This is a genomic window from Clostridium sp. HCP1S3_C6, from assembly GCF_052066735.1.
In the GTDB taxonomy this organism is placed as follows: domain Bacteria; phylum Bacillota; class Clostridia; order Clostridiales; family Clostridiaceae; genus Clostridium.
Genome location: NZ_JBQHRN010000007.1, coordinates 89225 through 102692 on the forward strand (window position 1 = coordinate 89225; position 13468 = coordinate 102692).

The following is a 13468-nucleotide window of genomic DNA, read 5'->3' on the forward strand; positions in this document are numbered from 1 at the left end:
TTAATTTAAATATTTATATGAAGTTTTTGATCATTAAACTGCATAAATTCATAATTTAATAAATCCTTATTGGTCATAATTAGTGGTTCTACATCTAATGCTATAGCATAATATAATTCTTCAAGGGTATATTCATATTTAGAATTTTCAAGCATATTTTTAAAGGTTAATAATTCATTTTTTATTACTTTGCCATTTTTAGATAATGGTATAGAATTAAAAGATAAACCTAATATTAATATGTATATAACTATAGATATAACTATAAGTAATTCTAATAAATCAAATCTTGAATAATTATAAATTATAACATTAGGCATTTCTTTTGCAAGTAAAATAAAAACAATAATTCCAAGTACACTAGCTATTATATTTACTCCTTTTAAAAAACTATTGTTTTTTATGTTTCTATCTAAAACAGCAAATACACCCTTTATTAGTAAATTAATAAATATAAAACTTACAAATGTACCTTCATAGAAAGATGCTTTTGTTCCCATAAATTTATAGGCGGTTATTCCCAAAACACAAGAAAGTAAAAATAAAGCTATATATCTAAGAATTATTCCGTGTTTTCTATATTTAAACATAAAAAATCTTTTATTATGTATTAAACTATCTACAGTTTTATACATTGTTCCTTTAAAAACTCCATCAAAATCCGAACCTATGCAAGATAAATATAAAATCCTATTTTGAGCAAAATCATAAAAATAATTATATAATTTCACTTCATAATCTTTACCTTTAATAAATATTTCATTAAAAGTTATTTTATAATCTCTATGAACTCTTTCTATAGTTATATAATCCTTCTCTTGCCAATAATAAAGCATTGCAACTACATCTTTAGTGCTTATACCATTATTGGTTATATATGCTATTTCCATAGGATTCAATTTAAGTTTTTTTATTTTTTCAAAATTAATATTAGCTATTTCAGGATTATATTTATTTAAATGTTTAATCATAATTTTATCTTTTATAAGTATTAATAAACATAAAGCTAATAATCCTACAATTACATATGTAGCATAATCTGGTAAGTAGTCTACTAATGTTCTATTTTCTTTGAAAAATCCATCATCAAATTTAAATGTAACTATTAAATTATTTAATGCTGGAATAATATCTGTTGTTTCACCTTTTAATGTTTTTCCTGCAAAACAAGTAATACATAAATTATCATCATCTAATGTAGTTGAATATATGTTCATTTTTCTAACATCAAAAAATGAAGGAAATGTAATTGAAAATTTAACTTTTTTAATATCTTCTGTCCATGATTTTCCTGTTAAGTCAAAGTAAAACATATCCTTACTATCATCATAGTCATACCCCATATTATATTCATATGATATTTTAAAAGTTTCAGTTGCATCAGATTTTTCATTGTTAAAATAAACATAAAGATTATTACCTTTTTTAACTGTTTTATAAATAACATATTTTCCTGATGTATTTTCTACCTTTACATTTATTACACTTTTTTTTATTCCATCATAAATTAAAGGAATAACTTTGCATAATTGTTCGTTATCATAATGCTCTACTGTTATCTTTTCAGTTACAGAATATATATTACTATCAGATACATTTATTGATGTATCTAAAAGTGCTATATCATAATCATGATCTTCCTTATCATATAAACCAATTTTTGCAAAGCAAGTATTCCCTAATCCTACTGTAAAACTTAAAAAAATCAATGTACAAATAAACAATTTTGTGATTTTTTTCATTTTTTATCCCCTCTATTCCCCCAAATTATATATTCATAATACCACAAAAATTTATCTTTAACTATAATTAATAATAAAATATAAATTACACATATATTTAATGTAAAAAATATAATATATTAAGAAAAATTTTTAAGGATTGTTTAAAATGCCATATATCGATACTAAAGTTACAATATCCTTGCCTGATAATAAAAAGGAAGAATTAAAAAAAGAACTTGGTAAAATAGTGAATAATATTCCAGGAAAATCAGAAAAATTTCTTATGATTGGATTTCAAGATAATTATACTTTATATTTTAAAGGAAAAAAATTAGATTATGGTGCATTTATTGAAGTAAAATTATTAGGAAGAGTTGATGAGGACTCATTAAAAGAAGTTACAAAAAAAATATGTACTCTTTATTCAAAAAAATTGAACATACCTCAAAATTCTATTTATGTTAAATTTGAAGAGGTAGATACTTGGGGTTGGAATGGCAAAATTTTTTAAAGGAGGTTTATAAGCCTCCTTTAAAATTATAAATATGGCATAACATCTTGAGTAAAGGCTCTTAAAACTTCAGCAACACTCCAAGCTTGACTATAACAGCCTCTTCCTGTTGATGGAAAATCTCCATCAAATATTTCTGCAATTCCATTTATGCAGCCATCATTTAAATGGTCTTCAAATAATTCTAGCATTTCTTTTGCTTGGAAAATAGATTTTTTAGAATATTCATTAACCTTTACAAAAGCTGTAATAAAAGGTCCAATTAAATAAGCCCAAGTAGTGCCCATATGATAAGCTTTATCTCTATCTATTAATTTGCCTATATATTTATTTTTATAATTTTCATCTAAAAATGATAAGGATCTTAATCCATAAGTAGAATATAAGTGTTTATATACTGTTTCTACAACCTTTTTTTCCTTATCTTTAGGTAAAATTGAAAATGGCAGTGATACTGCAAATATTTGATTTGGTCTTATTTTAGGATCATTTTCATCTACTACATCATAAAGATATTGTCCTTCTTTATACCAAAATTTCTTGTTAAAACTTTCTTTTACTTTTTCTTTTAAGTCAATTAATTCATTAATTAATTGTGATTTTTCATTTTTAAAAAGTTTTTCTGTTAATTCTATTAATATACATAAAGCATTATACCAAAGTGCATTAATTTCAACTGGCTTTCCATGTCTTGGAGTTACCACAAGATCACCTACCCTTACATCCATCCATGTAACCTGATCTAAGCCATCTCCTGCTTCAATAAGACCATCTACATCCATTTTAATAGAAAAATCAGTGCCTTTTTTATAATTTTCATATATATCTAAAAGCTTATTGTATATTTTATTTTTGATAAAATCATAATCCTTGTTAGTGCCTGTATATTTCAAATATTTATATACAGCCTGAAAATACCACAAAGAAGCATCTACAGTATTATACATAGGTTCAGTATTTATATCTGGGAAAACATTAGGCACAAGTCCATTTTTTATATATTTTGCAAAGGATTCTAAGATTTCTCTTGCATCATTAAATCTTTTTGTTGTAAGACATAAACCTTCAAAAGCAATCATAGTATCTCTTCCCCAATCTGTAAACCAAGGAAAACCTGCAAGTATTGTTTTTAATTTTGTACTATTTCTATTTACTATAAAATGATCTGCTGCCTTTATGAGATTATTAACGAAATTATTGTTATATCCTGCATTGTCTACTATAGAATTAATTCTATTTTTATATTCTTTTACAATTTCAAATCCCGTTTTACTATCAATTTCATCTATAGAACATTTTACATAGAATTTTTTATGCTCATTTGCTTTTATTTTTATTTGAACTTCATAGGGAGTATAATGATTATCAAGTCCAAGAGTTCCTGTTCTATTATCAATCATATAAAATTCATCTTCATCAATTAGATAATTTGGAGTAGCCATAGATACAGGTATTAAACTTCTATCATAGTATTCCCCTTCTGATGTATAAAAATTAATAGATATATCCTTATTTTCATTTGGTATAAGCTTTAGGTAATTGTTCTTTATTGATGTTGTAAATTTAATTTGGGATTTGTCTTTTAAATCTTCAGGTCTTTTATAATTAAATAATGGTATAATACTAAAATTAATGTCACTTGAACCATTTTGTATTTCATAGCAAACAGTAGCTGTATTTTTACCATATTCAACACATATAGTTTTTTTAATATTTACATCTTCAACTCTATAGATATAAGTTGGAACCTCATCAAAAACAAAACGTTCTAAAAATTCATGACCATTTTTGCTATAATTTACATACATTTGAGAAGCTAAATCATATTTTCTACTTCCTATAATAACTTCCTCATTAGTTCTTGTAAAAACTAAAGTTCTCATAACTGGAGGATTAAGAGAAGCTACTAAGTATCCATGAAAAGAAGTTGCCCCTCCTCCTATAGCAGTACTGCTAGAATAACCACCTATTCCATTTCCAATCATCCATGAAAGTTCATTTCCTTCCTGTATAGTTTTAAATCTTCCTCTTCCAAGTGTATATGTTGATTTCATATAAATTTCCCCTTTTATATTTTTTTGCTTTTATCTACAGAATAAAGCAAGTAATTCCTCTTCAGATAATGTAGTTAAATTTATAGACTCATCTAAAGAATCTTTTCCTATAATTTTGTTTATCATATTCTTTTTTTCATCTTGAAGGCTGAGAATTTTTTCTTCTATTGTTCCTTCAGATACCATTTTTATAACTTCTACTATATTTTTTTGTCCTATTCTATGAGCTCTATCTGTTGCCTGATCTTCAACTGCTGGATTCCACCAAGGATCAAAATGAATTACAATATCAGCACTTGTTAAGTTAAGTCCTGTTCCACCAGCTTTTAGTGATATTAAAAAGACACTTGTATCATTTGAGTTAAAATCTTCTACAAGCTTTATTCTTGTTTTAGATTGTGTACTTCCATCTAAGTAACTAAAAGATATATTATATTTTTTTAGCATTTCTGCAATAAGCTTTAATATGGATGTAAATTGTGAAAATAAAAGTATTTTATGTCCCTCATCTATACTTTGATTAAGTATATCAAGTAAAGCATTAAATTTGCCGCTTCCTCCTTTGTAATTATCCATTACAACTGAAGGATGAAGACATATTTGCCTTAGCTTTGTAATATAGGATAGTATTTCTATCTTAGATGATTTAAATTCATTGTCTTTTACTTTTTTTTCAATTATATCTTTTACATGGTTAACATATGTTTCATAAACTTCCATTTGCCTTTTTTCCATTGGTACAATAAATTTATTTTCTATTTTATCAGGCAGTTCTTTTAAAACGTCTTTTTTATACCTTCTTAAAATAAAAGGTTTTATAAGCATATTTAAATTATCAGTTAATACTTTATCTTCATCTAATTTTCTATAATATTTTGCTCTAAATCTTTTTTCATCATATAAGTATCCAGGCATAATAAAATCAAAAATTGACCAAAGTTCCATAAGAGAATTTTCAAGTGGTGTACCTGTTAGTGCAAATTTTCTATTTGCTTTGATATTTTTACAAGCTTTTGCATTTTGAGATAATGGATTTTTTATATTTTGTGCTTCATCTAATATGCAATAGGTAAAGGTTATTTCATTGTAAAGTTCTATATCTCTTTTTAATATATTATATGTGGTTATAAAAACATCATATTTTTTTATATTATTAAGATTATTCCTTCTTTCTGCTTTTGGACCTATTAATGCACATATTTTTATAGCATTTGTAAACTTTTTGAATTCATTAAGCCAATTATAAATAAGAGATGTTGGAGCAACTATTAGTGTTTTTGCAGTAGGATTTGATGCAATAAATGAAATAGTTTGAATTGTTTTTCCAAGACCCATTTCATCCCCTAATATACCTCCAAAGCCTAAAGTATCTAATGTTTTTAAATAATTGTATCCAAATACCTGATAAGGCCTTAAGGTAGCCTTTAAATTCTTTGGAAGTTCAAAGGAAGTATTCTTAAATTCTTTTATAGAATCTCTTAAGGTCTTTAAATCTTCTGAACCTTTTAAATAAGTAATATCCTCTTCCTCAAGGTAATCTGCTGCATAATAGCCTTTATTTTTATTAAATAAAATACTATTATTTTTAATCTCATCCTTGTCATTAAGTGTATCTAAAAGCTTTAAAAACTTCTTCATTTCAATTTCTTCTAGATCTAAAAATTCTCCTGATTTTAACCTATAATACTTTTTACTATCTCTAAAAGCCTGAAGAATTTTATAAGTTTCTTCATAGGGAATATCTTCAATTTCAAATTTCATTTCAAAATAATCGTATTTCCCTTTTTTTATTTGACCATTAAAACTTCCTTTAGTTATTTTTTTTATTCCAGTAAATCTGTCAGAATAATATACTTCACCTATATCCTGAAGTTCTTTTACATTATACTTAAAAAAGTCGAAGATATAACTTTCATCTTTAAAAAACATAAAAATATTATTAATAGGTTCAAAACCAAGTTTTCTTATTTTTTCAACTACCATATTTTCTTTTTCTAAGTCTCTATAAATGACCTTTTCCGTAAAATCTTCTAAATAATTAAACTCATATTTATCATAGGAAACTTTTAAAGTAAGAACTATGTTATTTTCATTTTTTGATATATTTTTATCAAAATAAAACTTAAATTTTACAGGTGCAGATACTACCTTTTCAGTTATAGCTTTTGACATTACAACATCAGAGGTTGCCCTTTGCATGTTAGGAATTAAATCTTTTAATATTCTTTCTTCTTCATTTTCAGAAAAGAAAATAGTATTACCATGGCTAAATGCTTCAATATATGGCCAGGTAGCTTCTATTTGTGATTCTGGTGGTAAATAAATAGAGGTGTTATATAAATACACTTCATCACTATTACCTAATTTTTCAGGCATACCTCGCTCAGCTTCAAGTTTAAACATATTTCCTATTTTTTTTAAATTTAATGGAAATGGAATTTTTGATTCTAATATTTCTGTTTCTATAACTCTTGAATAAAAATTAGCTCCTAAATATACTTTTAAAGGTTTTATGGTCATAAAAAATTCTTTAATAAGTGCCTTAGGTATAATAATATGCTTACCAGATACTAACCTTTCGTTTGTTTTTTTAAAGGAACTATTTAAATCTATATCCTTAAGCATATTTATAAATCTAATTAATTTTTTTTGTACTAAATTAAGATTGTGAGTTTTTGAACAAAATTCAAAATCTTTGCCATACTTTATAGGAATATTATTTGATAAAGCTATTAAAAAACCATTAATATCTTTAATAGAATATACTTTTTTATTATTTTCTCCTATTTTAAATTCTGCACAAATTTTATTAGACCAGGAAATTTTATTAATTATAACTTGCATAAATACAGGCTTTTTGCTTTTTGTACTTTGAAGAAGAAAATCTAAAATAGAACCTTCTGTACTTCTTACGATTTTTGATAAATTTTCATCTCTTAACCCTAAGGATAGTCTTAATTCATCATCATTGTCTATTTTATTTAAAAATTCATAAAAAGATGCCACAAGATGCTTACAACAATAATTCTTTTTAGATTCATGTTTTTGAAAATCAATACAACTACAATGAGTAAACAAAATATTTTTAGTATTTTTGTCTATGTCTATTTTGCAAGAATATTCATTAAATAAATTTTCAGAAATTACAGAAGATAAAATAACAATTCTATCTTCTGATTCTTTTGAAACATTAAATTCACTTATTAAATCATTTTTTAAAACTCTATTGCCCTTTTCTTCATTATTACCTTTTGCAGTTTTTCTAAAACCTTCTAAAAAAGCCTGCTTAATCATAGTTAATCACCAGCTTATTTTATTATTTCACCTATTAAGGAAAATGGTTGAGCACGAAGTATTTTTACATTAACAAGTTTACCAACTAAATCAATTTCACCAGCAAAATTTACAAGTCGTCCGTTTCTAGTTCTTCCTGTAAGTTTAGAAATATCGTGTTTACTTGGTCCTTCAACTAATACTTCTACAGTTTTTCCTTCATAGAATTTATTTCCTTTAATTACATTGTCATTAACAGCCTCTACAAGTCTATTAAATCTTTCATGTTTAACATCATCTGGAATTTGATTTTCCATTTTGTCTGCTGGAGTATTATTTCTTCTTGAATATATAAATGTAAAGGCAGAATCATATTTAACTTCCTTCACAAGATTTAATGTACATTCAAAATCTTCTTCAGTTTCCCCTGGGAATCCTACAATAATATCTGTAGTTATTGAACATTCTGGTATTTCTTTTCTAATTAATGATACAATTTCTTTATACCTTTCAATTGAATAATGTCTATTCATTAATTTTAGTAATCTGTCACTACCACTTTGTACTGGCAAATGAATTTGCTCACATACCTTATTACATTCTTTTACTGTATAAATTACCTCTTCATTTATATCCTTTGGATGATTAGACATAAATCTTATTCTTTCAAGACCTTCTATTTTGTTAATTCTTCTTAATAAACTAGCAAAGTTTATGTCTTCTTCTAAGCCCTTACCATATGAATTAACATTTTGTCCAAGAAGTGTTACTTCTTTATAACCTTTAGAAACTAAATCTTTAACTTCCTTTTCAATATCTTCTGGTTTTCTACTTCTTTCTCTACCCCTTACATAAGGTACAACACAATATGAACAGAAATTATCGCAACCATACATTATTGTTACAAAGGCTTTAATAGAGCTTTCCCTATCTACAGGAATACCTTCAATTATATCAGTTTCTTTATCAAATATTTCTTTTATTTGAACACCTTCTGTTTTTACTTTGTTTAAGTATTCAGGAAATTTATAAGAATTGTGTGTTCCAAAAATAATATCTACATAAGGATATTTTTTAAGAATTTTATCTGCCATACCTTTTTGTTGCATCATGCAGCCACATATTGCAATTACTAAATCAGGATTTTTCTTTTTCATTGCTTTTAATATACCTAAGTTTCCAAATACTTTATTTTCTGCATTTTCTCTAACACAACATGTATTAAATATTATAATTGATGCTTCTTCTTTATTTTCAGTTTTTAAATATCCTGCTCTTTTTAACATTCCTGATAATTTTTCAGAGTCCTCTTCATTCATTTGACAACCGTATGTCTGAATAAAGAAGAATTTATTTTTAACATTTTCATTATTTATATTCATTAATTTTTCTTTCCTTTCATTTGTAAATCTAAATCATTATATCATAAAAAAGACTGGCAATAAACCAGTCTTTATGTTGATTTTATTTATATAAATATTCATTAATATTTTTCTCTGCACAATTGATAGATTCTCTATATTCAATGAGTGCATTATATGCTTCATCATATTTTTTTAATATATAATGCTCTATTTTAAATACTATGCCTGGATCTTCTAAAATTATTCTATTGTTTTCTTTTTCACTTGCTGAAGAATCTGTATATTTTATGTTATTTTCTTCTAAATAATTTTTATCTATATCTGTTAATATATATTTTAATTTACCAGTAACTTTATATTTAAAAAATGGATAAAAGCAATCTAAACTTATAAGATTACTCTTTTTTATCCTTTTAAAATATGTAATATCTCTTCCATTACTTTCTAGAATTTTTTTGACATTAAGATATATTTGCTTATCTAGATCATTTATGAAGGTATTTTTATCTTTAGATTTTAAATAATCAATGTATATTGCTCCAGCAACTATGCAATCACTTTCCGCTCTATGTGATTTATATTTTTCTAATTTTAAATAGTTTTTAATAGTTTCTAATTTAAAATTATCTATTAATCCCTTATATATAAGTCTGCTTATTGACAATGTATCAATAATCTCATTATCAATAAAGCCACCACGTTTTTTTAATATACAATTTAAAAATTGAATATCAAATCTAGCATTATGTGCTACAAGTGGTAAATCGCCTACAAATTCTGCAAAACTAGGCAAGATATTTTCTATGTAAGGACTATTTTTCACCATATCATCATTAATATCAGTTATTTCTGTAATCTTTGGAGATATATGTATTTTAGGGTTAATTAAAGTTGAAAATTTGCTTTCTATTTCTCTATTCTTATATTTTATAGCTGATAATTCTATAATCTTATCCGTTTCAGGATTTAACCCTGTTGTTTCTAAATCTACAACCACAAAGTCATTATGTATATTATAACTATAATTTATCTTGATATCTTTTTCTTCTGCTTTTTTGATTAGTTTTAATTGTGAATTATTTTTTAAATAATCATTTAAAGATGTAGTCAATTTGTTTACAGTCTCGGATTTTATGGAGCCACAGGTTATTTTATCTACATTTTCTCTATCTAAAAAATTAATATTTAACTGGTTATTTTCTATAAAAACATTTTTTATGGAAGATAAAGAATAATTATGCAATACAACTTTTGGGAAATTATTAAATACTATCATTTTAGAATCTGTAACTAAAACAGCAAATCCATTTATTCCCCATAATAATGGCTTTCCATAAACCAATTTTATATTATCATTATCAGAAATTATTTTTTGCTTTTTAAAAAAATTAATTATCTTTATTGAATTTTTATCATTTAAATTATTATTACAATATAAACACATAATAAATTCTCCTCTCATACTATTTGCAACATTATAGCACAAAAAAATGAATAAAATGTTAAAAATAGTCAATTACAACAAAAGACTAGCAAGTGATTATCCACCTGCTAGTCTTATTTTACTTATTCAATTCTTTCTTTCTATTAGTAATTAATTCTTCCAATTCTTTAATATCATCTAGTGTTGCTTGTTTCTTAACGAAATTTCTTGCAGTAGACCTGTTTCTCAAATATCTGGCTTTTTCTCTATTTTTGTCCTGCCATTTTTTATTTGCTTCAGTTTGTGCATTATCACTCATATTAAAAAACCCCCTTCCATATAATTATAGCCAATCCAATAACTATTATTATTAATCTAACAATTTGAAACAATAACTTACCTTTTTCTTTCATTGAATTTCAAGATGGAATATGATATATTAATCTTAAAGGTGAGGGAGATTAACTCCCTCTGTTTTATAGGCTATCTAGTATCATTTTTATTACGGCTACTAGAGTTCCTATTTCTAAGGCTAGATTAATGAGTTCTCTTACAACTCTGCTAGCCTTTTTTATTTTTTCTTCCATCTTGTTTACCACCTCCTTACAATTATATTATACTACCGATAGTATAAAAAGTCAAGAGTTTTTATGAAAAAGTTTAAGAATTTTTAAAGTGGCAATAATATAAAATAACAAAAGAAAAACTCAATTCTCCTTTTGTATTTATACAAAAAAGCAAGGCTAGAATAGAAATTAATCTACTCTAGCCTTTTATTTTATCTATATATTTTATCACTATCTTATTTCCATCTAATACCCCTGCAACTTTCACTTTTGAATTTAGATATTCTCCTAAATTTTCAATTTCATCATTAACTATAAAACAATTTATTTGATTTTTGAAAATAATTTACATATTTTGTACATAAATTTAAGGCTAGTAAATAAGTTTTAGCCTACCCACTAGCATTTTTTATATAGTTAACTTTCTATATATTACTATAGGACGTATTATATATGTTAGTTTATCAGACATCATTTGTGAGAAAACCTCAGATGCTTGATCAAATAATCCTCTCATTTCACTTATACTCTTTTTCCTATTCAACATTGGTTTATCTATAATTCCTACAACGGTCCATTTCCCATCAAAATAATTTGTGTAAGCTCTTAAAATATCATTAGGAGTTATCGTAAGATTCTGTTCTTTAACAATACATAAGAAACTCTTATTATTTTCAGTAAAAATTTCGAATTCAAGTCCATATGGCATAAGTTCAACAAATTGAGTTAATACTTTACCAATAGTTATGTTTTTTTCTTTTCCTTTAGATGCTGGATTTATTGGATTATTAAATTCTTTTACTAGATTGTTTTTTCCGATAAAAGGTAATATTTTAGATAAAATATCATAATTTCTAAAAAGCAAACTACCTTCTATGGTAACTATAGTACCATTTGAAATTTCATCTGGTATAGTCTTTTTTAAGTTCATATTCTGTAATAATTCTATAATTTTATAATCATGTGGATTAATCGTAGTCGCTAAATCTTTTGTATCTGATTTTTTTCCATTTACATCCCCTTTTATAATTCTGCCGTTGCCTTCTATACTTCCTGATAATTCATTACTGTATTCTTCAGTTTTTTTAATTAATGTAGTATTACCTCCAAAAAGTTGAGAATAAAATGAATTTATTAAGTCAGTATCCTTATATAAAAAGTCAATCAAGGTATTTTCTTCGCATTGTTTGTTTTCTTGTTTCCCCATTTTTCCCACTCCTTATCAAAGTTAATTTTATCTTGTTCTATGCTTTTTTTTACACTATTATTTATTGAAATAGCGTTCTTTATTACCTTAACACATTTAAACATGATCAAACACCTCCGATAAGATTTATTATAATAATATTATCATCTATTTATATGATATTCAACCCGCTGTTACTTATTTACATTTTTTATTATTAAAGTAATATATTTTATTTTCGTATTTACAGAAATAAACTTTATACCTATAAATTGTTTTTTAAAAAAATAAAGGCTACAAGGTAAGATTTCTCCTGCCTACTAGCCTTAATTCTACTTATTTAATTCTTCCCTTCTAGCTTTAATTAAATTTTCTAGTTCTTGAAGGTCTTCCTCTGTTGCTTTATTTCTTATAAAACTTCTTGCTCTTGATCTGTCACTTAAATATTTTGCTCTCTCTTTATTTTTTTCTTGCCATTTTTTATTTGCTTCTGTTTGTGCATTTTTCTCACTCATCTAAAGACCTCCTAGCATACCTTTTAATGCAAATATCAAAACTGCCACTAACCCTATAAGAATTAATATTCTAAAAACTAATTCTGCATATGTTTTTTTCATATTGATTTTGGAGAATATATTTGATATTATTTTTTCAAGGGGCTAAGGTGGTAGCTTAACCCCTCTTTTGTTTAGTTAAATATTCCTTTGATTGTAAAAATCAGAATTGCTATCCAACCAAATAGGGATATTAACTGTATTGTGAGCTTTTCAAGTAATTCTATTATCTTGATTAGCTCTTTTATTTTATCCTCCATTCCTTCACCTCCTTACAATTATATTATACTACGCATAGTATGATAAGTCAATACTTTTATTTAATTTATTGTAAATTTATGCAAAAAAATAAGGCTAGAATAGAAATTAATCTACTCTAGCCTTTAACTATGCCCTTAGTCCTCTTAGGTTTTCTAAGGTACTATCAAAAAATAGCTTATCATACAGGTACGCAAGCTACTAAAATATTTTTTAGTTCTCTACGTTCATTATACCATATTGCTGATGTCGGGAAAATGGTATTTACCATCTTCTTTTGTATTTTTCCTTATGCTTAGCATTATAGGTATTCTCATATATTAAAAACTTACTCCAATAATATTTTCCTAAAGGATCTTTAAAAGCGTGTCTATGTGCTTCTTCCTCTAGGAATTGCATTTCTGTATAAAATTTATCCATACCCTTTATCCTCCTTCTATAACCCTAAAAGTTTTCTCCAAGTGTTAGGACCAACTATACCATCATCATTTATATTCCATTTTCTCTGCATCCATTTAACTGCATTTTCTGTATCATTCCCAAAAATTCCATCAG

The 13468-nt window shown here is 25.3% G+C and carries 13 protein-coding genes; 1 reads left to right on the forward strand and 12 read right to left on the reverse strand.

Features of this window, described 5'->3' with window-relative positions:
• Window positions 1-5: 5 nt before the first annotated feature.
• Window positions 6-1742 (reverse strand): DUF2207 domain-containing protein, encoded by a 1737-nt coding sequence (locus ACTNAO_RS04175; RefSeq protein ID WP_441027447.1) that lies wholly within the window; start codon window positions 1740-1742, stop codon window positions 6-8.
• 148 nt (window positions 1743-1890) lie between these two features.
• Between ACTNAO_RS04175 and ACTNAO_RS04180 the strand changes: the two genes are divergently transcribed.
• Window positions 1891-2235: a phenylpyruvate tautomerase MIF-related protein gene (locus ACTNAO_RS04180; protein WP_441027448.1), complete on the forward strand. Its 345-nt coding sequence runs from the start codon at window positions 1891-1893 to the stop codon at window positions 2233-2235.
• A 26-nt stretch (window positions 2236-2261) separates the two neighbouring features.
• Here ACTNAO_RS04180 and ACTNAO_RS04185 read toward each other — a convergent pair whose 3' ends face one another.
• The 11 genes from ACTNAO_RS04185 to ACTNAO_RS04235 all read right to left on the reverse strand — a co-directional run bounded on the left by ACTNAO_RS04185 (window position 2262) and on the right by ACTNAO_RS04235 (window position 13460).
• Window positions 2262-4289, reverse strand: a complete 2028-nt coding sequence (locus ACTNAO_RS04185; RefSeq protein WP_441027449.1) for an amylo-alpha-1,6-glucosidase — start codon at window positions 4287-4289, stop codon at window positions 2262-2264.
• Between the two features lie 30 nt (window positions 4290-4319).
• Window positions 4320-7583, reverse strand: coding sequence for a DEAD/DEAH box helicase (locus ACTNAO_RS04190; protein WP_441027450.1), 3264 nt, complete (start codon window positions 7581-7583; stop codon window positions 4320-4322).
• Between the two features lie 14 nt (window positions 7584-7597).
• Window positions 7598-8944, reverse strand: coding sequence for a tRNA (N6-isopentenyl adenosine(37)-C2)-methylthiotransferase MiaB (gene miaB, locus ACTNAO_RS04195; protein ID WP_441027451.1), 1347 nt, complete (start codon window positions 8942-8944; stop codon window positions 7598-7600).
• 82 nt (window positions 8945-9026) lie between these two features.
• Window positions 9027-10370 carry an exonuclease domain-containing protein gene (locus tag ACTNAO_RS04200; protein ID WP_441028417.1) on the reverse strand — a complete coding sequence of 448 codons (1344 nt, stop codon included), beginning with the start codon at window positions 10368-10370 and terminating at the stop codon, window positions 9027-9029.
• Between the two features lie 118 nt (window positions 10371-10488).
• Window positions 10489-10668 (reverse strand): hypothetical protein, encoded by a 180-nt coding sequence (locus ACTNAO_RS04205; protein ID WP_441028415.1) that lies wholly within the window; start codon window positions 10666-10668, stop codon window positions 10489-10491.
• A 656-nt stretch (window positions 10669-11324) separates the two neighbouring features.
• The gene (locus tag ACTNAO_RS04210; protein ID WP_441028413.1) at window positions 11325-12122 is read right to left on the reverse strand and encodes a DUF6414 family protein; all 798 of its coding nucleotides are present in this window, start codon (window positions 12120-12122) and stop codon (window positions 11325-11327) included.
• Window positions 12080-12226, reverse strand: a complete 147-nt coding sequence (locus ACTNAO_RS04215; protein WP_441028412.1) for a hypothetical protein — start codon at window positions 12224-12226, stop codon at window positions 12080-12082. Before ACTNAO_RS04215 ends, ACTNAO_RS04210 begins: the two co-directional genes overlap by 43 nt.
• Window positions 12227-12433: 207 nt before the next feature.
• Window positions 12434-12616 (reverse strand): hypothetical protein, encoded by a 183-nt coding sequence (locus tag ACTNAO_RS04220; RefSeq protein WP_441028410.1) that lies wholly within the window; start codon window positions 12614-12616, stop codon window positions 12434-12436.
• A 173-nt stretch (window positions 12617-12789) separates the two neighbouring features.
• Window positions 12790-12915 carry a hypothetical protein gene (locus ACTNAO_RS04225; RefSeq protein ID WP_441028408.1) on the reverse strand — a complete coding sequence of 42 codons (126 nt, stop codon included), beginning with the start codon at window positions 12913-12915 and terminating at the stop codon, window positions 12790-12792.
• 262 nt (window positions 12916-13177) lie between these two features.
• Entirely contained in the window at window positions 13178-13333 is a 156-nt protein-coding gene (locus ACTNAO_RS04230; protein ID WP_441028406.1) for a hypothetical protein, read from the reverse strand.
• Between the two features lie 16 nt (window positions 13334-13349).
• Window positions 13350-13460, reverse strand: a complete 111-nt coding sequence (locus ACTNAO_RS04235) for a peptidoglycan-binding domain-containing protein (protein WP_441048051.1) — start codon at window positions 13458-13460, stop codon at window positions 13350-13352.
• Window positions 13461-13468 lie beyond the last annotated feature (8 nt).